This window comes from Marinobacter gudaonensis, assembly GCF_900115175.1.
Classification (GTDB): domain Bacteria; phylum Pseudomonadota; class Gammaproteobacteria; order Pseudomonadales; family Oleiphilaceae; genus Marinobacter; species Marinobacter gudaonensis.
Genome location: NZ_FOYV01000001.1, coordinates 380,817 through 404,954, shown reverse-complemented (window position 1 = coordinate 404,954; position 24,138 = coordinate 380,817). Strand labels below are relative to the sequence as shown.

Genomic DNA, 24,138 nt, shown 5'->3' with positions numbered 1-24,138 from the left:
TATGAAGCCAATAAACTACATTCAAGTAATTAAGACTACCGACGCAGAACTTAAGGGCTACGCCAACTTGGCTGATGAGGTTAAGTCTGAGATTTTACCTTTATTTGAGCTCACCAGATCCCGCATTTCTAAGCGTGTGCCCGAGGGAAGTATTTACCGTAGGCTTGAAAATATAAAAGAGTCTGTTGGTGAAAATCCTTTTATCCTTGATCTGACTAGTCATGAAGATCTCATGAACTATCAGATAGAAGAGTTGCTGGATGATGAGGATGGATTTAGTGCATGGACAAATTTTGTTGAAAGTCTAGAAATAGAATCTTTGATTCCAGCTATCCATGTTTATCAAGATGGAGATCCTGAGGATGTTGTGAAGCAAGTAGAACGACTTTCTGCTTCTTTTGAGAGTGTTGCCTTCAGAATAGGCGCTGATGACACGGATTTAGATTTTTATTTAAGAAGCATTAAAAGAGGTCTTCGCAACGAAGATCAGCTTCTTGTTATTGTGGATGCCGAATTTATTACTGAGTGGGACTACAGCGCTAAAAAAAACGACCTAGAACAGAAAATAAGTTTCCTAAATAGAGAGGTTCCGAACGCGTCAGTCTCCATTTGTGGTTCCTCTTTCCCCAAATCCGTTAAGGATTCATCGGCAGGTAGCGATGCTTACGGAAAACTTCCGATTTATGAATATGCGATTTTTTCAGAGCTATCAGCCGATCACCCGAATTTAATATACGGTGATTATGCTTCAATCCATCCAGTAAGGTATCAGGCTGGTGGCGGAAATTGGGTGCCCAGAATAGATTACCCATTAGATGATTTTATCATCTACTACAGATTTCGCCGAGATGAAGGTAGTTACCCTCGTTGCGCGCAGGAATTGGTAGATGATAGTGACTTCGATGACCTTGCTTGCTGGGGGACAGAGCAGATATATAGTGCTTTAAGCGGTGAGCCAAACGGCAAGAGTCCGTCCTTTTGGATCGCAGTTCGATTGAATATCCACATCACAAGAAAAGTTAGAAGTCTCACTCAACGAATCATTCTGTGAGGTCCAAGATTTAGTAAGTCTTCATAGTGAATCGTCTGGCCGGTCTCTCTCATGAATGTGATGTAGCCTTCTTCATATTTTCTAAGGATTTGGGATCGAAACCCAATTCGAAGCATTGAGATATTTGCTTTGTCCGAGAGCCGTTTTGCAAGAAGATCGAACCCATTGCTTCTGTGGTGGGAGATTTCAATTTCGCCAAGCAATGCAGATAGGGTGGATCGATCTAGTGAAAGGCTTATCGCTCTTTTGTCCAGCCGCTTTATCTGTTTGGCTTTCCTTTTAATTTTTAAAGCTCCTTCCTCAAGCACGAGCAAGCCGACGCTATTCGGCAGAGATCGTCGAGCATTTTTCAGGTGATTTTTTGACACGAGCAGCCAGACAAAATCGAAGACTCGCAAGTAATCAGATGCTTGACTCAGCAAATTGTCTAGCTTGTCGCGGTCTGACTTTATCTCTATCCCATGTACAAGTTGATCTTCAACCACCACCGCGTCCGCGCGCCGCTGGCCAGCCAAAAAGGGCATTTCCAAGGTTATACATAAAGGATTGATCTGAGAGTAATGCTTTACGAGTGCCAGTTTATATACTTCTTCGTTCATCTAAGTACCCTGATTTGGGTCGATAGTCTAGCTTATGCAGGTTTGGTCCGTACAGTTATTGACAGAACTCCAAGGTCGCGGGTGAACGTCGCCACTCAGCTTATCCGAGGCATAAGCGATGTCGTCGGGCAGTGAGGCGATTTCCGCTTCTGTCGGCTCCCGGACCTCGGTTAGTTGCTTCAGGCGGTCCAGCCAGGAAGAGCCGGGATTAATCTCGGGCTCTGCCTTATTTGGTCGTTTGATCTCGCATCGGAGCGTTCGCGTTATCCAATACCGGCCTTGAGCAAACAGACCAAGCAGCTTGCCTTTAGCCGGTTCATCGTATTGCTTAACCGGGCTATCCAAATACGCGCCGGTTTCGTGATCGAACTATAGCCATTTGGCGTTTTTGATGGGCTGATCAGCCCGCTTGGCGCATGGTTCATTCATGGCCTCGACAAAGCCCGCACCATCACTTTTTCGCCATCGCCTCAAGCATCCGATTCACCGCCTCCAGGTGCTCCGGCTCGTTGTGGCACAGGCCCTGGAAGTTCGCGCACACATCCAGAAAGTCCTTCAGATCCATCCGTGGGGCCATTTTCATCAGGCGTTTTGTAAGTCGGGTCGCCTTGGGTGGCTGGCTGGCGATGCGGTTTGCCATGGCGTAGGCGGCAGTCATCAGTTCTTCAGCTGGCACAACCTCCAGCACGATGCCCAGTTCCCTGGCTTCGTTGGCATCAATCACGCGGCCCGTTAGGGTCAGTTCGAACGCTCGCTGGTAGCCGATCAGTCGCTGCATGAACCAGGCGCCGCCGTCGCCGGGGATAATGCCGAGGTTCAGGAAGGTCTCGCCGAATCTGGCGTTTTCAGAGGCGATGCGGATGTCGGCCATGTTGGCCAGATCAAAGCCTGCGCCGATCGCAGGGCCGTTCACCGCGGCAATGATCGGCACTTCGACGTCCTGTAACGCCAGCGGAATGCGCTGGATGCCCTTGCGATAACGGTCGGCGCATTCGGCCGGATCGCCCGCGAAATCGCCGCTGCGGTTGGCCATGTCGCGGATGTTGCCGCCGGCGCTGAAGGCGGAACCGGCGCCTGTGATCACCAGTACCGACACATCCTCACATGCGTTCACCCATTCCGCCGTGGTAACAATGTCCTCAATCAGGTTCGAGCCTGTCAGAGCGTTGCGCAGGTCGTGGCGGTTGAAGGTGAGGGTGGCTACCCGGTTTTCCAGCTTAAGCAGGGCATCGGTGAGCATCGGGACGTTGGTCATGGCTTTCTGATCCTTGTTATCGGTAGGGCGGTATCTTCGCGCGGAGCCCTCGGTTTTATCAACCGCAGGGGGCGTATCGAGTATCCGTGCATCCTGCGATGGAAATATCGCTTGCACGTTTTTGAGGCAGGTGCATTATACTGTAGACGTTGCGGACCGATTTCATGGATAGCAGGAACAGTCTGTTTCTGGTCGCTCCAGCGCCTTTACCGGGGTGTTTAAAGTGGCCGATAAACCAGTCTTATCGTGCTCTCCAAGTTCCGAATCCTCGAGAAACTCCAGTTCTCCGTTCACTCTGTTTGCGCCTCTTGATCGCTTGAACCGCCGCTTTCCGCTGTGGCCGGCCACGTTGCTCCTCGCCGTTCTCGCGATTGCGGGTAACGCCCTGGCAATCCAGCTTTACTACGGCGTGCATTTCATCTTCGGCTCGATCTTCGTGCTTGTGGCCATCCGCACGCTGGGTGCCCGGCAGGCGGTCATGGTCGGACTGGCCGGAGCGCTTTACACCAGTGTTCTCTGGGAACATTACTACGCAGTGGTTGTGTTCCTTGGAGAGTGTCTGTTCGTGCTGGCGTTCTGCCAGCGTACAAGGCGCTCGTTGTTCCTCGCCGATAGCCTCTTCTGGTGTCTCCTGGGTATTCCGACCACGCTCACTCTGTACCACTTGGGCATGGATATCCCCCTTAAAACGGCCTTCGTGATTGCCGTGAAACAAATGTTGAACGGTATTTTCAATGCGGCCATGGCGGGGCTCATCCTGTGCCTGTACTACCTGCTGAAAAACCGCATCTCCACCGGTTATCTGGTGAGCTCCCAGATTCGCAGCATCCTGTTCCACACCATCCTGATGACGGCCCTGGTGTCCGGCTCCGTGCCGGTCCTTCAACTGGCCGAGACCAAGCAGCAGATCCAGGCCCGGGAGCTCGAGCGGGAGCTGGCCGAGAGCTTTCAGCGGGTGACCCGGTTCTTTGCAACAAACCCGGATTACACCCAGGATGAATGGCAGGCCCTGAAAGACTCCATGGGCCCAGACACCCGGATCTTCCTTTACCCCGTCTCCGGCGCGCCCGATAGCCGGGGCCCCACTCCGGAGAGCGGGTTCCGGGTGGATCATGTAAGGTCCACGAACCAACCTTCTGTGATCAAGAGCTGGCAGGAGGGCACCTACCAGCTGTCCGGCGTTCTGGAAACGCACCCGACCACAGGTGTTGTTCTCAGTCGGAGCGCACGGTCGGTGTCGATGGAAATGGATGCGGCCAGCCTTGAATTCCTGGGCTACATGGCCATGTTGCTGGCTTTGGCCATTGTCATTTCCCGAGGCGTGAGCAATTTGCTTACCCAACCGATCTGGCGTTTGTCGACCCTGCTCAACAGTTCCACCAACGGGATCATCACCACCGACATTCAGGGCCGCACTGAGTGGGTTAATCAGGGATTCGTGCGCCTCAGCGGCTACGAGCTTGAGGAGATCCGGGGCCGAAAACCGGGTTCGTTCCTGCAGGGGCCCGACACCGATCCCGATACCGTTGAAAGAATTCGCGGGCACCTAAGCCAGCAGGAGCCCTTCGAAGAGGAGCTGCTGAACTACCATCGGGAGGGCTGGCCTTACTGGATTCGTATCAACTGCGAGCCACTGCTGTCAGAGGACGGACGACTGGCCGGCTACATCGCCGTGGAAACGGACATCACCGAACAACGAAAAATCGCCCATCTTGAAAACGTGGGCAGCGAGGCGCTTGAACGGATTGCCGAGAACGGCAGGCTCGAGGACACACTGTTCGCCCTGGCCAGCAGCGTAGAGGACTTTGTGCCCGACATCCGCTGCTCCATCGAGTTGTCCGCCTCATTGTTAGGTGACCATTGTGATCTGAATGCTGCCTGTTATTTCGATGTCAGTGGCGGTTCGATGGCTGGCTATTGTTACTGTGAGACAGTGTCGCCGCTGATTCTTGATCCGGCAAAGAACGTGATCGGCCGCCTGAACGTGTTCTACCGTGGTGGTGACATCCCCTCGAAGAACGACTGTGCGGTCTTCAAACGGGCCGCCCATATTGTGGCGATCATTGTTGAGCGCTATTACGCAGACTACCGCCTGGCGGAGGCGGCCGGCGTTTTCAGACACGCCAATGAAGGCATGGTGGTTGCCGATGCGTCCGGCATGGTTCTGGATTGCAACCAGGCGTTCACCGACATCACCGGTCTTGACCCGGGGCACGTGCGCGGTCGGCTAGCCCTGGATCTGCTCTGGGAAATGGAAGCGGTGCAGGAACCGGGTACCGAGATACACGTGCCGGCACCAGAAGACCAGCGAATCCGGGATACCTGGATCAGACACAAGAACGGCAAGACCTCCTGCGTGCGCCGAAGTGTAAGCCTGGTGCGGGACAAGCACGGGGATATTCACCGGTATATCTACATCCTCAACGATATCAGCGAGCTCAAGGAGTACCAGAGCCAGCTTGAGAGCATGGCCAAGTTCGATCCTCTTACCAAACTGCCCAACCGGGCCCTATTGAGCGACCGGTTACAGCAGGCCATGATCAACTGTGAACGTAACGGATCGGAACTGGCGGTTCTGTTTATCGATCTGGATGGCTTCAAGGAGGTAAACGACGGCCACGGCCACGCGGTGGGCGACGAATTGCTTCGGTCTCTGGCGCGGCGCCTGAGATCCATCATGCGGGAAGGGGACACCCTGGCGCGCTTCGGTGGCGACGAGTTTGTGATGGTCGCTCCGGTGGAATCGGAGGTGAAATCCTGCCCGGTGCTGCTGGATCGCATTCTCGCTGCGGTGGCCCAGCAGAGTCGAGTGCTCGGCAAGCCGGTGGCGCTGACGGCCAGCATCGGCGTAACCTTCTATCCTCAGGCGGATCCGCTCGATGCCGAGCAGCTGTTGCGCCAGGCCGACCAGGCCATGTACCTGGCCAAGCAGGGCGGCAAGAACCAGTATTGTTTCTACGACGCCGACAACGAACGCGCCGTTCGCGATCTGTTCAAAGACCTGAAGCGGGTAGAGGAAGGCCTGAACAACGAAGAGTTCGAGCTCTTCTATCAGCCCAAGGTCAACCTCAGAACCCGGCAGGTTATTGGTGTGGAGGCATTGATCCGCTGGCGACACCCGATTCGGGGACTGCTGGGCCCCGCCGATTTTCTTCCGGTAACCGAGCGCCACCCTCTGAGTGTCGGTATTGGCGAGTGGGTCATTCGCACAGCGCTCGCTCAGGTGCGACGCTGGCGCAAGAACGGTCTGCGCCTGCCTGTGAGTGTCAACATCGATCCATTCCACCTCGTTCGGGAGGATTTTGCCGAACGCCTGAAACGGTTGCTGGGTGAATACCCCGAGACTCGGCCGGGCGACCTAGAGATCGAAATTGTGGAAACCTCGTCCCTGGAAAACTTCAATGCGGTGAACAAGGTAATTCAGCAATGCCGAACCCTGGGCGTCCGGTTCGGGCTCGACGACTTTGGCACCGGGTATTCGTCCCTGACCTACCTGCGTCAACTGCCCCTGGACTATCTCAAGATTGATATGAGCTTTGTTCGGGGCATGCTCGAGAACCCGGACGATCTTGCCATTGTGAAAGGCGTGCTGGGGTTGGCCGACTCCCTGAATCTGCCGGTTATTGCCGAGGGTGTGGAAACCCTGCAACACCGAAACAAGCTCATGACGCTTGGCTGCGAGCTTGGCCAGGGCTACTGGCTGTCCCGGCCCGTTTCGGGCGAGGACCTTGAGGTCTGGATGTCGCAGTGGCAGGAGGCGCTGCCCGAGATGGCCGCGGTCTCAGGAAACCTGGTCGGCCCGGTCTAGCGGAAACCGTTTAGCGCGCTGATAGCGTCGCACCTCCAGCCATCCGTGTGTCGCCAGGGCCGAGAACACGATCACGCCACCCACAAGGCTGAGCTTTGGCGGCACTTCTCCCAGGAACAGCCACACAAGGAAAGAGCCCAGCACCGTCTCCAGCAACAGCATCAGGCTGACTTCCGCGGCCGGAATATAACGTGGCCCAATCTGGATCAGGATGCAGGCGGTGGGCAGGAACACCAGGCAGAGCAGGGCAATAAAGAAGAAATCCCGGGCAGAGGGCCATTGGGCGCCGCCCATCAGGGCAGCGGCCAGGGCAAGAACCAGGGCGCCAAACATCAGCATCACGCTCATGTCGCTGTCGGGCTTGGAGCGGGCCACATTCAGGTTGGACGCCAGTGCGGTGGCGGCAACCGCCGCCATCAGCAATCCAAGTGGATCGCCCTTGCCGAATTCGCCCACGGCCATGAGGGTGGCCCCGGCCACGCACACCAGGATCACCAGCCAGGTTCGAAGCGGCAGGGTTTCTTTCCAGATTGCCCAGGCAATCAGGGCAGCGATGACCGGGGCGGTATTCAGAATCACCAGCACGTTGCCGGCGGCGGTGTTTTTCATGCCCACCACAAAGCCGAGGGTACTGATAGCAAACGCGCCCGCGCAGAACAGCCCCTTGCGGCCGCATTTGCGGATCTCGGGTATCAGCCTGGCCCGGTACCGGGCCCAGCTAATGACCAGGAAACTGAGGGCCAGCAAGAGGCCACGCCAGAACAGGAAAACCACCGGCTCAACGGAAGTGATCTTCACCAGGAGCGCGTCCGGTACGATGAACAGTACGCCCAGGGCGGCAATAGTCAGTCCTTTGATTCGGGTGGTCTGCAAACTGTATTCGCCTTGACTGATGCGGGCCTATGGGCCCGGGGTCGGGTTTAGGGTTTGTCCTGCTCGGGCAGTGGCTCAATGCGGTTAATATCGCCCGTGGGGGCGGCCGGTTCGTCCTGATAGATGACAAACATTGCCCCGCCAATAACAGCGATGGCAAATAACGTTTTGAGAATGATCGATTTTGACATGGGCGCTTCGCCTCCTTTTTGCAGCCTATATCTCATGCCTATGGGCGGTACAGGCTTTTCACAACGCCACGGGCGGCGAAACTGAGCATCCTACAAAAGTCGCTTCGACAGTATAGCGCCGGTCAGCAATACTGAAACCAGACGTTCAGAGAAGGCAGTCGCGCGGCCCCGCAGACGACTGCCCGGCAATGAGGAGGCACGCCATGACAGTCCAGTCGGAACCCCTGGTTCGGAAATACAGTGAAAACGGCATTACCACACTCACGCTGAACCAGCCCGAGAAGCGCAACAGCCTGTCCATGGCCATGCTGGAGGCCTTGTCAGAGGCCCTGGAAGGCGTTGCCACCGATAGTGACACCCGTGTGGTGGTGCTGGCTGCTGCCGGTCATGTGTTCTGCGCCGGTCACGATCTCAAGGAGGTTAAGGAGCAGTTTGACAGCCACGAGTTTCAGCTGGCGCTGTTTAACCAATGCAGCAAGGTAATGCAACAGATCGTTAACCTGCCCAAACCGGTCATTGCCCGGGTGGCGGGGGTGGCAACCGCAGCGGGCTGCCAGCTAGTGGCGAGCTGCGACCTGGCCGTGGCGGCTGATACCGCTCGTTTTGCCACGCCCGGGGTCAACATTGGTCTTTTCTGTTCTACGCCCATGGTGGCGCTGTCTCGCAACGTGTCCCGTAAACACGCCATGGAAATGCTGCTGACCGGCGAGATGATCGGCGCGGTCAAGGCGGAGCGCCTGGGGCTGGTGAACCAGGTGGTGGACGAACAGCATCTGGACGAAATGGTTTACAAGCTGGCGCGCACCATCGCCGATAAATCGGGGCTCACCCTGAAGATCGGCAAGGAAGCGTTTTACCGTCAACTGGAAATGCCGTTGGCAGATGCCTATGAATACACCTCGAAAGTCATGGCGGATAACATGATGGCAAATGACGCCCAGGAGGGAATTTGCGCGTTTCTGGAGAAGCGCAAACCGGAATGGCAGGACCGCTGAGTCTTTCAGTTCCGGGGCTCAGGAGGTAGGGCAATTCGCGGCACCCAACCTGAGCCGATCGCCCGGTTCAATGCCGTGCTCCCTGAAGAACCCCGAGTTCATTTCCACCGCGCTGATGAACGGCACGCCGGCCGGGTAGGTGGGACAACCCGAGCCAGAGGCGGAGGCACAGGGCACCATGTGGCGGATGCTGCCTACGATGCCGTTATCGTCGAGAAATGCGATATCGAGCGGAATCCGTGTTTTGTACATCCAGAAACCGTGCTCCGCATCGCGCTCCTGCTCATATTCGAAGAGCATGCCGTGATTCGGCGAGAGAGAGTCTCGCCCCATCAGGCCCTTGCGGCGCTGTTCCGGCGTCGAGGCCACTTCCAGGGTTACCGGTATTGCCGAGTTGCCGCCGATAAAACACGCCTGGATCTCAGGCAGACTTTCCTGTGGTGCCGCAACACCGGTGCGACACCCCTGCAGCGATGCGATCGCCAACAACAGGCATAGCCAGGGTAATGATCGGGGCGACGTGGCGGCAATGTTCACGAGCGCAGCCGATAACCGGTCTTGAAGATCCACCAGATGGCGGTCATGCAGGCGGCCAGGAACACCAGTGTCATACCGACGCTGATACCCACGTGCACGTCAGACACGCCGTAAAAGGCCCAACGGAACCCGCTGATCAGGTACACCACGGGATTGAACAGGCTTACGGTCTGCCATACTTCCGGCAGCATGTCGATGGAGTAGAACGTACCGCCCAGAAACACCAGTGGGGTCACGATCATCATGGGCACAATCTGCAACTTCTCGAAGCCGTCTGCCCAGATGCCGATGATGAAACCGAACATGCTGAAGGTAATGGAGGTGAGCACCAGGAAGGAAAACATCCAGAACGGATGCAATACGTCGTAATCGACAAAGAATTTGGCGGTGGCCAGAATGATCACGCCCAGGATCACCGATTTGGTGGCAGCGGCGCCCACGTACCCGAGCACCACCTCAACGTAGGAGACCGGCGCAGAAAGCACCTCGTAAATGGTCCCTGAAAACTTTGGCATGTAGATGCCGAAGGAGGCGTTGGAGATGCTCTGCATCAACAGCGAGAGCATGACCAGGCCCGGAATGATGTAGGCGCCGTAGGCGATGTTGTCGATGTCGCCCATGCGAGAGCCAATGGCCGAACCGAAGACCACAAAGTACAGGCAGGTGGAGATTACCGGGGAGAGGACACTCTGCATCACCGTGCGTCTCATCCGGGCCATTTCAAACTTGTAGATAGCGCGAACGCCGTAAAGGTTCATTGCCATTCCTTATCCGTTTGCTTTACTGGCGGGCCTACTCATGTACCAGTCCCACGAAGATTTCCTCCAGGGAGCTCTCGCGGGTCTGCAGATCCCGGTATTCAATGCCCAGATCGCTCAGGGTGCGCAACAGACGGGCCACGCCGGCCTGCTCCTGCTGGGAGTCGAAGGTGAAGATCAGCTCGTAGCCGTCGTCCGAGAGCTCCACCGGCTCCAGGGTCAGTTCGCCGGGCACTTTCTCGAGACGTTGTTGCAGCTGCAGGCGCAGCTCTTTCTTGCCGAGCTTGGTCATCAACTGGTCCTTGTCTTCCACCAGGATGATTTCGCCCTGACGGATCACGCCGATGCGATCCGCCATTTCCTCAGCTTCTTCGATGTAGTGGGTGGTCAGGATAATGGTAACCCCGTTCTCGCGGAGTTTACGCACCATCTGCCACATGTCCCGGCGCAGTTCCACATCCACGCCGGCGGTGGGCTCATCCAGAAACAGAATCTGCGGTTCATGGGACAGGGCCTTGGCAATCATCACCCGGCGTTTCATGCCACCGGAGAGCGACATAATGCGGTTGTTGCGCTTGTCCCAGAGAGAAAGATCCTTAAGCACCTTCTCGATGTGCGCCGGCCTGGGCGCCTTGCCAAACAGGCCACGGCTGAACGACACCGCATCCCAGACAGTTTCGAAGGAGTCCGTGTTCAGTTCCTGGGGCACCAGGCCGATGGTTTCCCGGGCTTTCCGGTAGTCCTTCACGATGTCGTATCCGGCGGCCGTAACCTCGCCCACTGACTTGTTCACGATGCCGCAAATGATGCTGATAAGGGTGGTTTTACCGGCGCCGTTGGGGCCAAGCAGGGCGAAGATTTCGCCACGCTGGATTTCCAGGTTGATGTCTTTCAGGGCCTGGAAACCGTCTTCATAAACCTTGCTGAGGTGCTTAACGGAGATGTCCGGCTGCACGGGCGTTTCCTGTAGTCAGATTGGGTCTGAGAGAAGGCCGCGTATTTTCTCATGACTGACGCCGGTTTAGAAACCTTTGCCTTGTTCGCGGAAACCACCATAATGCCGCGAAGACCAAAAACAGGGGCATTACGTGAAGCATCTGGTACGCGCAGTGATCATTCTGGGATTTCTGGTAGGGCTGATTACCCTGTTGATGTTGGCGTTGGCCCTGTTCGGTCCGGCCGATGACAGGGCAGGCTCAAAAACGGCTTCGGCGCGCTGCGATCTGCTGAAAGATGGCCCATGCGTCTGGAACACCGATGCCGGCCGCTGGTCGGCCAATCTCGAGATGGTTCGCGATACCAGCGAGGGAACCGCTTACCGCCTTCAGGTAATTACACCGGAAACGCCCCAGCGGTTCCTGGCCGTCTTGCGCGGCGAGTCCATGTATATGGGAGAGTATCCGGTAGCCCTTGGCCAGGATACCGGCAATCCCTACACCGCGCAGTTCACCGCACCCATCTGCAGCGTGGACGCCTCGATGACCTGGCGGATCGACCTGCAGGAAGGCCAGGCTCCAATCGAAGACGTGCCGCTAACCCTGGTGTTCGAGGCTGCCGGTGGGTGAGGCCCGCAAAGCGTGCGCCAACCCGCTGACAACCATCGGAGAATGTGTAAAATCACGAAATCCGGCCGACAACGGCCAACTCTAACGACAACACCGCCGAACCGGGGACAACGTGATGGATTACGGAGATAGCGTTCAGAAAGTCCTGCTCAGAAAAATCCGCAAGGCCGAACAGGACCTGATGCAGTTGAAGCTGGATTATTGCCGGTTTGTGTTCGGCCTTAGCCACAGGGCCCGTGTGCTCGCCAATGGTGAGGTGTACGTGGTTCGTTCGGTAGACGTCGACACCATGACCCACGCCGACGATGGTGGCTTCACCCGCCCCGCTATTACCGGCAGCCCGGCGGAAGGGAAGGACGAAGGCCAAACCCGGGACCTGGGGACCGACTGGGTGCTGGAGGGTTCCCAGGTTCGGAGCTGAGCTGAGGTCACATGACCGGAGACAAAACCCCTCAGATAAACGCGTTACTGGTAATCGCTTCGTAGAGGCTGGAGGTCGGGGGAACATAATGGCTGTAGCGCCAGAACTCCGCGCCCTCGAGTCCCGATCGATAGCAGGCCAGTAACACCGTACTGGAGGTGAGTGTCGCCAGAGCCTGAAGGGCTTCTGTCTGACGGTGACCGGTCTTCCTGCTGATAATGTGCGCCACCGTTGCCGCGAGCCTGTCCGTGTGCCGGGTCTGCCGGTCGCACAGGGCACAGGCCGCTCCATACAGCCAGGCTGCTGCATAGCCGCGCACCGCTTCCGGCGCGGTGGCCAGATCCAGACCCCGCACGCGACAATCCCTCTCCTGTAATCCCGCCAGAATATGCAATTGAGTGATCAGCCCGGTGCGGTCGGGCGCGCTGGCATCCGAAGACCGCACAACCTCATGGGCGCGCTCCCGAAATGAGGGTGTCGGTGCAGGGTGGCCGGCCGCCATGGGTTCGGTGCGCACAAGGGCCGATACCCGAAAGGCCAGGAGAAAAAGCAGCGCCAGGAGCCCCGCCTGGGTCAGAAGTATCATTCCGTTCACTGTGTTCACCGACTTCCGAAATGTTGCAAAACGTGATCGAAGTGTAACGGAATGTATCTTGATCAGAACGCCTACCGTTCAACAGATTCGCACGGGAATTGACTGAAATGACGGAACTGTGACGGGTATCGCACCGGGTTGTGGCGCGTTTTGCTCAGCAGGTCGGCATCGTCTGCAACGCCAGTTTCCGTCGGATATAGCGGCCAAGGGCGTCGATTCCGATGTTTAGCAATGCCGTGATGAGGATCAGCACCATGGCACGATCAAACCGGATGTTCTGGATGGCGCTGTCCACGTAGAAGCCCAGGGTATAGATGCCGAGAATCCCGAGAATGGCCGTTTCCCGCATGATGATTTCCCAGCGGTAGAACAGGAAAGCGAGAAAGGAACGATACACCCGGGGCACAAGCTCCCAGCTGTAGCGGTTGAAGCCGGTGGGCGCGTCAGGACGAAGGCGAATGCCGTTTGTCTGCCGGCCAATCAGGTGGCCGATAATGCCGCCGTTGTGGAGGGCCAGCGCCACCACGGCGGGCAGCATGGAGGGCCCCCAAAGCTGGAGCAGGATGTAGGCCAGGATGTACTCCGGGGTGGAGCGGGCAATCACCAGGAACACATGGCCTGAAGTACGGCGCACGGGCCCGCCGAAATGATTGGAAATCAGCGGGAAGGCCAGCAGGGTGAGAATGCCAGTGGCTACCAGGGCAATCTGAGTCAGGACAACAGTGTTCCAGATGCCCGGAAGCGCCTCATTGATCATCAGGTCGTTCAGCCATGGCAGCAGGCCGGCCAGCCCTTCGCCGTCCCGGAGCGGGCTGGGGACAATATCCTGCGTAAAGAAGCGCTCGACGTTGCCCCACACGATGGGCAGCCCCTCGCCAAGGAAAAACGGGGCGCCCAGGATGTAAACGGGCAGCAGCCGTGGTTTTACCCAGAGCGGGATGGTGGCAATGAGCACGTAAAACAGGATCAGCATGGCGCCTGCGTCGGAATAGAGACCCTGGGAGAAGGATGCCTCAAGGTAGAAACCAAGGGTGGGCAAACCCACGAACCCCAGGATAGCGCTCGAGCGTAAGCCGCACTCCAGGCGATACGCCGTGTAAGTTCTCAGTTGCACCCAGCAGTCCGGAATCCGGGTGTAGAGGAATGTTGCGATGACACCGGTGCCGGGCGGCAGTAGCCGTGCGGGTTCGGGATCCACCTCATCGAGGATTTCGGAATAGACCTTGGCGAAGATCCCGGCATAGGGAATGGCGATGGCAAGAACACCGGTGAGCGGGTGAAAGCCAAAAAACTGAAGAAAGATCAGTGCCCAGAAGAGCTCGTGAATGGCCCGGATGAAAGCACAGAAAATACGAACCGGCAGAAAGCGGTACACCAGTGACAGCAGGAAACCGCAAATGCTACCCAGGGCCACGCCCACAAAAGCGAAGGCAACGGTTCGCAACAGGGCGGTCATCAGGCCTTCACTGCTGAAGAAATTCGGGGTAATCACGCCCAGAAAGAAGTTGCCGAGATCCCGCCAGGGGTTTGAGGCGGTGATGGCAATGTCCGCAAACAGCAGCCCGACGAGGGCGATCGCCAGGAAAATCAGGCTGGTGCGTACCGTGGGGGAAGAAAGCATGGTGCCGCTCCGTTCCCTAATACAAGGACATGATGTCGGCAGACGTCAGCCGATCGCTGCGCTCGTCCAGGGCCACCTGTCCGTCCTGAATGCCGACAATGCGGGTACAGTATTTAAGCGCCATGTCGACGTCATGCAGTGCAATCACGCTGGTGGCAAACCGTTCTTTCAGCAGCTCCATCACCATGTGGGCCATGGGGCCGTCGAGAGCGGAAATGGGCTCGTCTGCAAGCAAAATGGGGGCGTTCCGGTAGAGTGCGCGGGCAATGGCGACGCGCTGGCGCTGACCGCCGGATAATGACGCGGCCGGCATCCAGATTTTTTCGGACATGCCCAGCGTCTTGAGTAGCCCGCTGACTTCGGCCCGGTTGCGAGCAAAGGGCCGGATCAAGGTTATTGTGCTGTACCAGGTGGGGTGCCGGTCCAGTTGCCCCATGAACACGTTGTGGAAGACCGGTAACGCGTTAACCAGCCCCAGTTCCTGTGGTACGAGGGAGGCATCCCGGTTCACCCGTTCGTGGATCAGGCGAATCAGCGTGGATTTACCGGCGCCGCTCTTGCCTACGAGGGCAACCTGTTCACCGGATTCAACCCTCAGAGAGAGCGGGCCTATGACCCGCTCTCCACTGAAGGAAGCCGTCAGACCAGAAAAGTCGAACCCTGACATCAGTCCAGGATTCCGATCTCTTCCGCTGTCCGGCGAATCGGCTCATAGTCGTCGTTCGAGGCGGGAATAAAGCCAGACCGCGGGAAACTCTCGAGCAGGGCAGGGTCGTCAAGGTTCAGAAGGGCTTCGGTAACCCGCTGCTTGAACCCTTCGCCAAACCGCTCATCCACATCGCCACGGATGGTCCACTGGTAATCGGGGTAGGGAGGGGTTTCCCAGATCACCTTAACGGCGTCGGTATCGATGTTGCCATCTTCGAGTTCTTTCTCCCAAACCTGGAAGTTCAGGGCGCCCACCTCGTAGGTTCCTGCTTCCACCAGCCGCAAGGTGCGGGTATGGTTGCCACTGAAGCCGACCCGGCTGAAAAAGTCCTCCGGCTGCTGGCCGAACACTTCGCGGATGTAAAACTCGGGCATCAGGCGGCCAGACGTGGACCCCTTGGAGCCAAAGGTAAAGGTCTTGCCCTTGAGGTCGGATTCCAGTTCCGCCAGTTCGCCCGCAGGCTCAATGCCGGTGCTGGTATTGGCAATGAAGTAGGTCTGGAAGGCCTCGTCTTCTACGCCCTGGGCAATGGCTTCGGAGCCGGGAACCAGCCGCCGCGCCTGTACGCCGGAAAGTCCGCCGAACCACGCCAGCTGCACCTGGTTATTCCGGAAAGCCGAGACGGCGGCGGCATAGGATTTGACGGGGATGTATCGAACATCCACGTTCAGTTCACCTTCCAGATAGTCCGCAACACCCCGGAACCGCTCCACGAGCTTGGTCTCGTCTTCATCGGGAATGGCGGTAAAAACGAAGGTTTCCGCGGAGGCGGAAGCCGCAGTGAAGCAGAAAAGGCTGGAAATCATCAATTTCCGTATAAGATTGGAGGCCATGTGCGTTCCTTGATTACCAGAGAATTTGAATGGACATCGTTGAGAATCAACGCTTACTGGTATCGAGGAGGATACCTTGATTTACGTTAACTCTGAACAGCTATACGATTTGCAGGTTTGATTGGCTCAGGGCCATCTTACTGATCGAAGGAAATTTTTCTCCGGGCGAGCGCGATGCACATCATCATGATCACACCAGCGAAGCCGGGTTCAAGAGCCGGCAATCGGGCCACCGCTGAACGCTGGCAGTGGTTGCTGCAAAGGGCGGGCCACCGGGTGACCGTGGTCACTGAATATGCCGGGGAGCCTTGCGACGCCTTCATCGCCCTCCACGCCTGGCGCAGTGTGGCAGCAATTCGACGTTTCCGGTCATCGTGGCCCGATCGGCCACTGATCGTAGCCCTCACGGGCACCGACATCTATCGTCACCAGCGGGAGTACCCGGAAGACACCCGATACTCCATGGCGGAGGCCGACGCCCTCATCGGGCTCCATGATCGGTTGGCAGACGACATCCCCGCTGAGTTCTCCGACAAGCTGGTAACCCTGTACCAGTCTGCTGCGGGCCCTGAAAACTTACCGACCCCACAAGCGGAGGTGGCAAGTGCCGGCTTCAACGTGTGCGTCATCGGGCACCTGCGGGAAGAGAAAGACTCCCTGCGGGCCGCCTGCGCATCAAGGCTGCTGCCCCCGGAGTCCCGTATTCGGGTGTTCTGCGCCGGAAAACCTCACGACGAACAGTGGCAGGCCATGGCCGAGCGGGAAATGAGGGAAAACCACCGCTTCCGCTGGCTGGGCGAGCTGGATCAGGCGCAGACCCGACAGCTGATGGCAAGCAGCCAGGTAATGGTCATCAGTTCGGTAATGGAAGGCGGCGCCAATGTGGTGTCCGAGGCCTGCCGCGCCGGTTTGCCGGTGATTGCCTCCGATATTCCGGGCAACCTTGGGTTGTTGGGAGCAGATTATCCCGGTTATTTCCCGGTTCAGAATGAACGCGCACTGGCTGACCTGCTCAACCGCGCAGAAACCGACCCTGAATTCCTTGACTGCCTGAAAAACGCCGTCTCCCGGCTGGCCCATCGTTTCACGCCGGAGCGGGAACAGGCCTCACTGGAACAGGCGCTGGCCCTTGCCGTCCAGCGCCGTTCACAGCGGAGTTAATCCCGAAGGGCAATCGGTTCGATGGGCCCCGATTCATCCTGGGCCATGACCCGGCCGATAATGGCCGTGTGGGGATAACCCAGAGACCGCAGTTCCCGCACGCACGCCTCGGCCTGATCCGCCGACACACTGGCCAGAAGTCCGCCGGCGGTCTGGGGATCGAAGATCAGGGGGTAGCGCGGATGATTCACCCATTTCTCCTGATCGCGAATACCACGGCGCAACCGGATATTGGCCGGCTGGAGCGAACTCAGTATGCCTGCGGCCGCGGTTTCCTCCGCGCCGGGCAGAACCGGAATGGCCGAGAGATCCAGCTCGGCGTCCACGCCCGAGGGTTTGGTCATCTCCACCAGGTGACCCAGCAGGCCAAAGCCAGTGACGTCGGTACAGGCTCTGGAACCGTACTTGCGCAGGCACACGGCAGCCGCTTTGTTGGACTGGACCATAGAGGCGAGGGCCGCATCAATCCACCGGCCCTTGGCGGCAAGACGGGCATGGGCAGCAAACAGGGTACCGGTGCCAATTGGCTTGGTGAGGATGAGCGTATCGCCGGGTTTCAGGCCACCCTTGCTCATGACCTCGTCGGGATCGATCAGTCCGTTCACCGCAAACCCGAGAGCCAGTTCCTTGCCTTCGCCGGTGTGCCCACCCACCAGTGCGCATCCGGCCTCGTTGAGGACCTCCACCGCACCAGACATCATCTGATACACCACGTCTTCAACCTTGGACTCGATGCCGTAGGGCACGGTGGCCACCGCCGTGGCACTCTGCGCCTCAGCACCCATGGCGAACACATCACCCAGGCTGTGATTGGCGGCCACCCGGCCGAACACGTAGGGGTCGTCGATGAAGGCGCGGAAGAAATCCACGGTGTGCACCACCGCCTTGCCGGGCGGAACCTTCAGCACGGCGGCATCATCGGGAGCGTGCAGTCCTATGAGAATGTCGTCGCGCTCGATGGGTTTGAGTTCACCCAGGGCCCGGGACAGTACCGTGCTGCCTACCTTGGCGCCGCACCCGCCACAGCGCATGGCGACAGCCGAGATCGCCTGGGAGGCTTCCTCCGGGGTCTGGGCGGCTGCGGTATCCGGCAAAGAAGACGACTCTTCCATGGGCGGAAGATCGTTGAATTTCTTCATGAACCGGCGATCAATCCAGTCTTTCCAGCGCCAAACCCAGGCGCCGTCAAAAGCCGTCTCGCCCCGGGATGCCACCGCATAACGGTCGCCAGTGCTGATCAGGGCAAGCCACTTCTTCTGAGGAAGGAAATCCCTTGGCGATTTGCCGGTTGCGAGGCGCTTGAGGTTGTCTGCCAGCGGCGGGCCCTGACGAACCGCAAACACACCGGCTTTCTCCCGGGGGTGATTGATCACATTGGCGATGTCACCGGCGGCAAAAATACTGTCGTCGTTTTCCACCTGAAGGGTATCCCGCACACGCAGGAACAGGCCGTCATCCAGAGCCAGCCCGGTGGCCTTGAGCCACTCCGGCCCCCCGGCTCGGGTAACCCAGAGCACTTCGTCGGTTTGCAGGGTCTCGCCGGATTCGGTGACCAGAACACCTGCCTCAACCCTCGAGACGGGCGCACCCAGATGCAGTTTCACACCGCGCTCTGACAGCGTTTTGCGGAAGACTTCCCGTACCTTGGGGTTGTGAGTGGGCAAAATCTCATTAGCGGCATCAAACAGGTGAAAGTGCAGCTGGTCAGGGTCTTTACCACGTTGTTTCAGTTCTTTCCGAAGGCGGTATTGCATGGCCAGGGTAAGCTCAACGCCACCGGCTCCCGCGCCCACCACGGCTACCGAGAGCGGGCCGTCGTGATTCTCGATACGCGAAAGCAAGGCCAGCCAGCGACTGTTGAAACCGGTGATGGGCTTTACCGGGACCGCATGGTCTGCAGCACCTTCCACTTCGTTCACCCGCGGCGATGACCCGATATTGATGGAAAGGATGTCGTAGGGCACATCGGGCCGGCCGCGGCAGATCACGCGCTTTCGGTTTCGATCGATACCAATGGCTTCGGCACGGTAGAACCGTGCGCCCGCGTATTCCGCCAGGCGGCTCAGGTCGATATGGACGTCATCGTAGCTGTAGTGGCCGGCCACGTAGCCCGGCAACATGCCGGAGTAGGGGGTATGGGTGTCACGGCAGATGAGCGTCAGGCGCACGCCGGGAACCGGGTTCATGGCGAACCGTTTCAGTACCCCGACGTGGCTGTGCCCGCCGCCAATCAGGACAATGTCCCGTAATACAGGCTGGTCAGGCGTTCGCATCAGATAATTTTCTTGGCTTCAACGGTAAATTGGCTGTATCCCTTCACGTTTGAGAACGCTTTCAGCTTTTCCTGATCTTCCGCAGACGGATTGGCGATCTGATCAATGGAGGTAATGCCTGCGTCATTCATTTTCTTGGCGGTGGCAGGGCCGATGCCTTTCACCAGGGTGAGGTCGCTCTTGTTGACCGGCTTCGCAGCCTTGGCCCCGGAGGTCTTGCTGGCAGCAGCCTTGCTGGTTTTGGCGGCCGGCTTTTTCGCAGCGGATTTGGTCGCGGCTTTCGATTTGGTCGCCGCTTTTGCCTTGGCGGGCGCTTTGGTACTGGTTGAAGCCTTGGCCTTGGCTGGTGCCTTGGCGGTTTTGGCCGGTGCGGTTTTCCGAGCGGCGGTTCTGGCTTGCTGGCTGGCCTCATCGGAGAGTTTCTTCACCTCGTCGCCGGCCTCTTTCGATGCCACCCCGAGCCGCTCAAGAATGTTGCTCTGCAGCTCGTGGAATTCGTTCAGACGACGCTCGAACTCCTCGTGGAATCGCTTCATCTCCCGGTCGCGCAGCTCGTCGATTTCCTTGAGCAGCTTGCGCACAGGCTCCTGCACCTGATTCTGCAGGCTGTCGAACTGCTTCAGGGCGTCATTCACCAGGTTTTCAATCTGTGACGACGTTTTTTCGAATTCCTTGTTCACCTTTTTGACAATCTTGTCAACGCTCTGCTTGGCTTTCTTCGCCATGGAATGTCTCCTTGCGGACAGGGTTCAACGGTGCAGAATCAGGCCATTTGCCGAAAACCGGAAACGGAGCCTGAGGAACGACGTGACTTCAGGGACTGCTTTTTCGAGAGGACTTCCCGGATCCTGCGCAGTTTTTCCGATGCGGAAGAGGTACCGTTCGGATCGGACTCCACGAAATCAATGGAATAGAAAAAGTTGCTACAGTGCTTTCTGCGTTCCGTGACGAGCCCGGACAGGTTTTCAGCCCGAATCTCGTCAAAGGGCATATCCATGACCAGATCCAGCAGCACTGTGTCTCCCGGATTAAATAACTTGTCGGTTTTCATCACACAACCGTAGCCGTCCAATTCATACAGGGCCGCTTCCACTGTTTCCTTACGGAACAGTCCCTGCTTGACCCGAAAGCGGGCGACCAGGTCTGGTAACGCTTCGTTCATGAATTCTGTTTCTCTGAAGATGTCCGTATCCACTGCAGCCTGCCCATTGGGAGGACAGGCTGGATATTGGTTAAACAATAGACACGGACTTCCGCTTTTGCAACGCCGTCAGTGCCATACCGGCGACCCCTAACGCAGTTTTTCAGATGCCTGCCGTACGGATCGCGTTATTTCGTCTTGAGTTCGTACATATCAACCCGACGATCTTTCAGGTTGGTGACAGAACCTTCGTTTCGTACCAGTTTGAGTTTCTCCAGATCCATGTCCGAGAACATGATCATCTCGGTATTGGGTGTGGTTTCCGCCATGACCGCATCGTGCGGGAAGGCGAAATCCGACGGCGAGAAGACCGACGACTGGGCATACTGTACGTCGAGGTTTTCGACCTTGGGCAGGTTCCCGACACTGCCCGTGATGACCACATAGCATTCGTTCTCGATGGCCCGGGCCTGGGCGCAGTGGCGAACCCGCAGATAACCGTTTTTGGTATCTGTCCAGAACGGCACCATGATCACATCCACGTCCTGGCTGGCCGCAATTCGGCCCAGCTCCGGAAACTCGATGTCGTAGCAGATCATGATGGCCACACGGCCGGCGTCGGTGTCGAACACCTGGAAATGGTTGCCCCCTTCGATAACCCAGTCGCGGCGCTCGTGGGGCGTGATGTGAATCTTGCGCTGCTCGTCGACGCGGCCATCCCGGTGACACAGGTAGGAGACGTTGTATACCCGGTCGTTCTCGATCAGGGGCATGGAGCCGGTGATGATGTTGATGTTGTAACTGACCGCCATTTCAGACATTTCTTCCCGGAACTGCTGGGTAAAGCCCGCCAGGAATCGAATCGCCCGGGTCTGGTCCAGCTGGTCGGTCAGGCCCATCAGTGGCGCATTGAAAAACTCCGGGAAGAGGGCGAAGTCACTCTTGTAGTCAGACAGCGCATCCACAAAGTACTCGACCTGTTTGAGTACCTCTTCCACGGAGGTGAATTCCCGCATCTGCCATTGAACGGCGCCCAGGCGCACCTGGGTTTTCTTGACGCTGAGCACGGGAGAGGGCGGCGTATACAGGATATTCCGCCATTCCAGCAATGTGGCGTAACCAAGAGACTTCTCATCTTCCGGCAGGTACTTATGCATCAGCCGGGTCACCTGGAAATCGTTCGAGAGCTGGAAGCTCAGGATGGGATCGTAAATCTCTTTGCGGTCTACCCGCTGGATGTACTCCGCCGGGGTGTATTGATCGGCGTACTTGAAATAGTTGGGGATTCGCCCGCCGGCCAGAATGGCGCGCAGATTCATGGAGCGGCACAGCTCTTTGCGGGCCTCGTACAGACGGCGACCGAGGCGGTACCCCCGGTATTCAGGATGGATGAAGACATCCAGGCCATAGAGGGAGTCGCCGTTGGCGTTGTGCCAGATCTTCTCGTTGCGCAGGATCAGGTCGTCGTAGGTGTGGGGGTTACTGAAGCGCTCGTATTTCACACACACAGTAAGCGCCACGGCCACCAGCTGGCCGCTCTCCTCAATACAGATCTGACCGTCTGGAAACTGCTCTACCAGGGCCTTGATGGTGTCTTTGGGCCAGGCTCCGCCGATGTCGTCGTACACGCGGTCCATCAGAACCTGAAGCTGTTCGTAGTCGTCGAGCCTGAGATTTCGCAGGTTGAGGTGCAGTTCTTCGTGCGCCATTCAGTTCGGCTCCCGTCGGTTTTGTGAGAAGAGGACAAAAGGCTGAAACCCGCCAATACTCAAGAAGTTTAACAGAAGCCGCTAAAGACTTCGCATCACGGGCCGAAACAGATATTGATTAATATCAGGACATATTCCAGAGGACACGACTGTGCAAATGACATTCGGGCAAAAGCTCCTGACCGCCTTCGGTATCCTGCTGTTGCTGGTAATGGGTGCTTTCACACTCTCCGGGGATCTTCGCCTCCAGAACACCACCGAAACCTATGTAGAAGCGTTGATTGACGATACCGTGCAGCAGAGTACGTCCAGTATCGCGCAGTGGCTCAATACCCGGCTGAAAATGACGGAAGCAACTGCCACGGCGCTGGAACAGGCCGAAAATGATGAGCAGGCCCGCGTGATCCTGCAGGCCATGACCACCGGCGGGGGTTTCCGGGATGTCTACGTGGGCCGAACCGACGGCTACATGCTGATGAAGTCACCGGAGGACAACGCGACGCTGCCTGCGGACTACGATCCGAGAAAACGGCCCTGGTACCAGAAAGCCATGGCGCTGGGCAGTGCCTCTTTCACCGAGCCATATCAGGACGCCAGTACCGGCGACATGATCATCTCCACCCTGGCACCGGTGAAGCGTGGTGATTACGAAGGTGTTGCGGGCGCCGATATCGGCCTGGGTGCCATTGCAAAGACCCTGTCCACGGTGACCCTGGCGGAGACCGGTTACGCGGCGCTCATTAACGGTGAGGGCACGGTATTGTTCCACCCCCGGCAGGAGCTGGTTGGCAAGAATATTGCCCAGCTGATTGGCGGGCAGCCGAACCTTGACGGCCGGGAACACGAATATGCTTCCGACGATGGCCAGTGGGAAGCAAGCTTTCATGCCATCAGTGAGGCCCGGGGTGTGGAATGGTACCTCGGCACCTTCGTGAACGCCGACAAGATCCATGCTCCGGTGCAAAGCGCCCGCCTGACCGGGCTGGTGATGGCCGTGATCGGTCTGATCGTATCACTGGTTCTCCTGCATTTCGGCATCAAGGTTCTGATGGCGCCGGTGCGCCGACTGAACGGCGCCATGGCTGATATCGGCAGCGGCGACGCCGATCTGACCCAGCGCCTCGATGCCAGCGCCAGCGATGAATTCGGCCAGCTGGCGCGCAGCTTCAATCAGTTCGTCGAGAATATCCAGACGGTGGTGCGCGACGTGCAGCGGGGCAGCGCCGAGCTGGGCGAGAATGTGGTGTCCCTTCGCGAAACCGCAAGCAGCAGCCGTTCCAGTGTGGAAAGCCAGCAGGCTGAAATTGACATGGTAGCGACCGCGATCAATGAAATGTCCGCTGCGGCGGGTGAGATCGCCCAGAACGCCCAGCAGACCGCCGACGCCGCGAATACAGCGGACGAGGACAGCCGTGCCTCCCTGGAGACCGTCGCTGCCTCCCGCGATGCCGTGCAAAAGCTGTCTCAGGAGGTCAACGCAGCGGCTGAGGTCATCGACACGCTGGGGCGGGACGTCACGTCCATCACCTCCGTTCTCGAAGTCATTCAGGGAATCGCCGAGCAGACCAACCTGCTGGCCCTGAACGCCGCGATCGAGGCGGCCCGGGCAGGAGAGGCGGGCCGCGGCTTTGCGGTGGTGGCGGACGAGGTACGCAACCTCGCCCAGCGCACCCAGTCCAGCACCGAAGAGATCAACAACATGATCGAGCGCCTGCAGAAGGGCGCCAACGATGCGGTTGAAGTCATGAAAGCGTCAACGGCGGTCTCCAACGTCAGCATGGAGAAAGCTCAGGACGCCATGGACGCGCTCAACCGTATTGCCGAGGCCATTAGCTCCATCAGCCAGATGACCTCGCAAATCGCGACGGCATCCGAGGAACAGACCTCGGTGACCGAAGAGCTCAACGCCTCGATTACGCGTATTGCCGACCAGGGACAGGAAGCGGCAGCGGCTGCCAGCGAGAACGATGTTTACAGCGGACAAATTGAACGGATCGGCACGGCCCTGAACCAGAACGCATCCAGATTCCGGGTCTGACACAC

At 57.9% G+C, this 24,138-nt stretch carries 22 protein-coding genes; 7 read left to right on the top strand and 15 right to left on the bottom strand.

Annotated features, from left to right (window positions below; translation table 11 throughout):
* Position 1: 1 nt before the first annotated feature.
* The gene (locus BM344_RS01825; RefSeq protein ID WP_091985328.1) at positions 2-1,051 is read left to right on the top strand and encodes a beta family protein; all 1,050 of its coding nucleotides are present in this window, start codon (positions 2-4) and stop codon (positions 1,049-1,051) included.
* Here the strand turns inward: BM344_RS01825 and BM344_RS01820 are convergent.
* Positions 1,033-1,650 (bottom strand): sce7726 family protein, encoded by a 618-nt coding sequence (locus tag BM344_RS01820; protein WP_091985326.1) that lies wholly within the window; start codon positions 1,648-1,650, stop codon positions 1,033-1,035. The two genes, BM344_RS01825 and BM344_RS01820, sit on opposite strands and share 19 nt — an antisense overlap.
* A 451-nt stretch (positions 1,651-2,101) precedes the next feature.
* Positions 2,102-2,905: an enoyl-CoA hydratase-related protein gene (locus BM344_RS01815; RefSeq protein ID WP_091985324.1), complete on the bottom strand. Its 804-nt coding sequence runs from the start codon at positions 2,903-2,905 to the stop codon at positions 2,102-2,104.
* A 349-nt stretch (positions 2,906-3,254) separates the two neighbouring features.
* Here BM344_RS01815 and BM344_RS01810 point away from each other — a divergent pair, with 349 nt between their 5' ends.
* Positions 3,255-6,713 carry a sensor domain-containing protein gene (locus BM344_RS01810; RefSeq protein ID WP_139229616.1) on the top strand — a complete coding sequence of 1,153 codons (3,459 nt, stop codon included), beginning with the start codon at positions 3,255-3,257 and terminating at the stop codon, positions 6,711-6,713.
* On the opposite strand, the gene BM344_RS01805 is transcribed toward BM344_RS01810, so the two are convergent.
* On the bottom strand, positions 6,687-7,586 hold the full coding sequence (locus BM344_RS01805) for a DMT family transporter (RefSeq protein WP_091985319.1): 900 nt from the start codon (positions 7,584-7,586) through the stop codon (positions 6,687-6,689). The two genes, BM344_RS01810 and BM344_RS01805, sit on opposite strands and share 27 nt — an antisense overlap.
* 47 nt (positions 7,587-7,633) lie before the next feature.
* Complete coding sequence (locus tag BM344_RS17535; RefSeq protein WP_167363202.1) at positions 7,634-7,777, bottom strand: hypothetical protein; 144 nt, start codon at positions 7,775-7,777, stop codon at positions 7,634-7,636.
* Positions 7,778-7,980: 203 nt separating this feature from the next.
* On the opposite strand from BM344_RS17535, the gene BM344_RS01800 reads away from it, so the two are divergent.
* Positions 7,981-8,772, top strand: a complete 792-nt coding sequence (locus BM344_RS01800) for an enoyl-CoA hydratase (protein WP_091985317.1) — start codon at positions 7,981-7,983, stop codon at positions 8,770-8,772.
* Between the two features lie 18 nt (positions 8,773-8,790).
* Here the strand turns inward: BM344_RS01800 and BM344_RS01795 are convergent, their stop codons facing one another.
* Genes BM344_RS01795 through BM344_RS01785 form a run of 3 tightly spaced genes read right to left on the bottom strand, consistent with a single transcriptional unit; the run spans position 8,791 to position 11,022 of the window.
* A complete protein-coding gene (locus tag BM344_RS01795; RefSeq protein WP_228143526.1) occupies positions 8,791-9,309 on the bottom strand; it encodes a DUF192 domain-containing protein in 519 nt (172 codons plus the stop codon).
* Positions 9,306-10,067 (bottom strand): ABC transporter permease, encoded by a 762-nt coding sequence (locus BM344_RS01790; protein ID WP_091985314.1) that lies wholly within the window; start codon positions 10,065-10,067, stop codon positions 9,306-9,308. Before BM344_RS01790 ends, BM344_RS01795 begins: the two co-directional genes overlap by 4 nt.
* A 34-nt stretch (positions 10,068-10,101) precedes the next feature.
* Positions 10,102-11,022, bottom strand: a complete 921-nt coding sequence (locus BM344_RS01785; RefSeq protein ID WP_091985312.1) for an ABC transporter ATP-binding protein — start codon at positions 11,020-11,022, stop codon at positions 10,102-10,104.
* 133 nt (positions 11,023-11,155) lie between these two features.
* Between BM344_RS01785 and BM344_RS01780 the strand changes: the two genes are divergently transcribed.
* The gene (locus BM344_RS01780) at positions 11,156-11,632 is read left to right on the top strand and encodes a hypothetical protein (RefSeq protein ID WP_228143525.1); all 477 of its coding nucleotides are present in this window, start codon (positions 11,156-11,158) and stop codon (positions 11,630-11,632) included.
* Positions 11,633-11,747: 115 nt separating this feature from the next.
* The gene (locus BM344_RS01775; RefSeq protein ID WP_091985310.1) at positions 11,748-12,053 is read left to right on the top strand and encodes a hypothetical protein; all 306 of its coding nucleotides are present in this window, start codon (positions 11,748-11,750) and stop codon (positions 12,051-12,053) included.
* 31 nt (positions 12,054-12,084) lie between these two features.
* On the opposite strand, the gene BM344_RS01770 is transcribed toward BM344_RS01775, so the two are convergent.
* From BM344_RS01770 to BM344_RS01755, 4 genes are all read right to left on the bottom strand, one after another.
* A complete protein-coding gene (locus BM344_RS01770) occupies positions 12,085-12,639 on the bottom strand; it encodes a hypothetical protein (protein ID WP_091985307.1) in 555 nt (184 codons plus the stop codon).
* 163 nt (positions 12,640-12,802) lie between these two features.
* A complete protein-coding gene (locus BM344_RS01765; RefSeq protein ID WP_091985306.1) occupies positions 12,803-14,269 on the bottom strand; it encodes a PhnE/PtxC family ABC transporter permease in 1,467 nt (488 codons plus the stop codon).
* A 16-nt stretch (positions 14,270-14,285) separates the two neighbouring features.
* Positions 14,286-14,936, bottom strand: a complete 651-nt coding sequence (locus tag BM344_RS01760; RefSeq protein ID WP_091985303.1) for a phosphonate ABC transporter ATP-binding protein — start codon at positions 14,934-14,936, stop codon at positions 14,286-14,288.
* Entirely contained in the window at positions 14,936-15,811 is an 876-nt protein-coding gene (locus BM344_RS01755) for a putative selenate ABC transporter substrate-binding protein (RefSeq protein WP_208603366.1), read from the bottom strand. The genes BM344_RS01760 and BM344_RS01755 overlap by 1 nt, the downstream gene beginning before the upstream one ends.
* 174 nt (positions 15,812-15,985) lie before the next feature.
* Here BM344_RS01755 and senB point away from each other — a divergent pair, with 174 nt between their 5' ends.
* On the top strand, positions 15,986-16,972 hold the full coding sequence (senB, locus tag BM344_RS01750; RefSeq protein ID WP_091985302.1) for a selenoneine biosynthesis selenosugar synthase SenB: 987 nt from the start codon (positions 15,986-15,988) through the stop codon (positions 16,970-16,972).
* Here senB and selD read toward each other — a convergent pair.
* From selD to BM344_RS01730, 4 genes are all read right to left on the bottom strand, one after another.
* A complete protein-coding gene (gene selD, locus BM344_RS01745; RefSeq protein ID WP_091985299.1) occupies positions 16,969-19,245 on the bottom strand; it encodes a selenide, water dikinase SelD in 2,277 nt (758 codons plus the stop codon). The two genes, senB and selD, sit on opposite strands and share 4 nt — an antisense overlap.
* Entirely contained in the window at positions 19,245-19,970 is a 726-nt protein-coding gene (locus BM344_RS01740) for a helix-hairpin-helix domain-containing protein (RefSeq protein ID WP_091985297.1), read from the bottom strand. Before BM344_RS01740 ends, selD begins: the two co-directional genes overlap by 1 nt.
* 38 nt (positions 19,971-20,008) lie before the next feature.
* The gene (locus tag BM344_RS01735; RefSeq protein WP_091990682.1) at positions 20,009-20,407 is read right to left on the bottom strand and encodes a hypothetical protein; all 399 of its coding nucleotides are present in this window, start codon (positions 20,405-20,407) and stop codon (positions 20,009-20,011) included.
* 167 nt (positions 20,408-20,574) lie between these two features.
* Positions 20,575-22,095: a carbon-nitrogen hydrolase family protein gene (locus tag BM344_RS01730; RefSeq protein ID WP_091985295.1), complete on the bottom strand. Its 1,521-nt coding sequence runs from the start codon at positions 22,093-22,095 to the stop codon at positions 20,575-20,577.
* Positions 22,096-22,246: 151 nt separating this feature from the next.
* Between BM344_RS01730 and BM344_RS01725 the strand changes: the two genes are divergently transcribed.
* On the top strand, positions 22,247-24,133 hold the full coding sequence (locus tag BM344_RS01725) for a methyl-accepting chemotaxis protein (RefSeq protein ID WP_091985292.1): 1,887 nt from the start codon (positions 22,247-22,249) through the stop codon (positions 24,131-24,133).
* Positions 24,134-24,138: the final 5 nt, after the last annotated feature.